Here is a 259-nt window from a genome sequence, read left to right as displayed (position 1 = left end):
GGGTCTGGAGTCCGTGGTGGGGGTGTGCCTGGAGCGCGGTGTCGATCTGGTGGTGGCGCTGCTGGGTGTGCTGAAGGCAGGGGCTGCCTATCTGCCGGTTGATCCGGCCTATCCGGCTGAGCGGGTGGAGTTCATGCTCGCGGACGCGGGTGCGGATGTGGTGGTGACCTGCCGGGACGTGCGGGCGGTGGTGCCGCAGGGCCGGCAGGTGCTGGTGCTGGATGATCCGGCGACAGCGCGCGAACTGGCGGGCGTCGAT

1 protein-coding gene is annotated in these 259 nt (G+C 70.3%); it reads left to right on the top strand.

Annotated features, from left to right (window positions below; all coding sequences use genetic code 11):
• On the top strand, nt 1–259 hold a 259-nt coding region (locus IH50_RS38540; RefSeq protein ID WP_158801455.1), incomplete at both ends, for an AMP-binding protein.

Origin of the sequence: Streptomyces sp. NRRL S-37 (assembly GCF_000721605.1) — a bacterium.
GTDB lineage: Bacteria > Actinomycetota > Actinomycetes > Streptomycetales > Streptomycetaceae > Streptomyces.
Note: the sequence above shows the minus strand (reverse complement) of the source record. Positions and strands in the feature narration are given on the sequence as shown.